This window comes from Camelimonas sp. ID_303_24 (genome assembly GCF_053543495.1).
Genome location: NZ_JBLLJM010000053.1, coordinates 1 through 1,236 on the forward strand (window position 1 = coordinate 1; position 1,236 = coordinate 1,236).

The window sequence follows — 1,236 nt, forward strand, 5'->3', positions numbered from 1 at the left end:
GCGGCCAATCTGGCCTTTGTGCTTGGGGCCATGACGTCGCGCGATACAGCGTCTGGGCTCATGCACCGGTGATGATCCTGGATATGACCATTTTCCTTTTCTCGCGGATCATGTACCGCTTGGGGCAACCGGGCCGGACAGGGGGATTTCACGATGTGCACGTCGCTTGTCTATAAGGACGCCGCCGGCAAGGCGTATTTCGGCCGGACGCTTGAGCTGACGGTGGCGCTGCCTTACCAGCTTGTTCTCTTCCCCAAAGGCGCGCAGTGCGTGTCGGAGGTCGCGGGTCATCCAGCGGTGACATTCGAGCGGCGGCATGATTTCGTCGCCATCACCATGCCGGGACGGCTGCCGACGGCCGCCGCGCCGCTGGGGCCGGATGATCTCAAGGTCATCGAGGGCCTCAATGACCAGGGCCTCACCTTCAGCCTGCTGTCGTATCCCTCGGCTGGCGGGGCGCAATCGCTGGACATGACCCGGGCCGCCCTGGCCGCCTCGGATCTGGGCGGCTGGATCCTCGGCAGTTTCGCCACGGTGGCGGAGGTTCGCGCCGGGCTGGAGCGCCAGCCGGTGCTGCTGGAGCCGCTGGCCATGCTCGGCGGCGCCGTGTCGCCGTTCCACTACGTTGCCCATGATCCGACAGGGGCGGCGCTGGTCATCGAATTCACCAAAGGGGTGATGCGTCTGTTCGACAATCCGGTCGGGGTCATGACCAATGGCCCGGAGTTCGACTGGCACCTGACCAACCTCAACAATTACACCTTCCTGAGCAACGTCGACCGCTCCAGCGCCACGTTCGGCGCCCTGACGGCGCGGCAACCGGATTCGGGCATCGCCACCGCGGGCCTGCCGTCGTCCAGCACCTCGGTCGGTCGTTTCGTGCGGGCGACATATTACGCGCAGTTTACCGAGCAGGCCGCGAGCCCTGACGCGGCGGTGCGGACGCTGGCGCATGTCATGAACAATTTCGACCGCCCGCGCGGCGTCTCCATTGATTGCCCGGCCGATGGCGGCGGCGGTCTGGAGGTGCAGGGTCTCAAGACGGGGGACGGGGAGACCTATGCGACGGAGTTCACCTCCTGGACCAGCATGAGCGATCTCGACCGCAAGCTGTTTTTCGTGCGCGACTATAACGGCCTCAACTTTGTCAGCGTTGATTTGAAGACACTGGCTGGCCTTGACGCGCCGCGCGTCATTCCACTGGCGAAGCTTGCGGATCAGGCGGGCGATGTGAGC

Annotated in this window: 1 protein-coding gene; it reads left to right on the forward strand. The window is 64.9% G+C overall.

Going from position 1 to position 1,236, the window contains the following annotated elements:
• Positions 1-153 precede the first annotated feature (153 nt).
• Positions 154-1,236, forward strand: a 1,083-nt coding sequence (locus tag ACERNI_RS17880; RefSeq protein ID WP_448834584.1) for a linear amide C-N hydrolase, incomplete at its 3' end; no start/stop codon positions are given.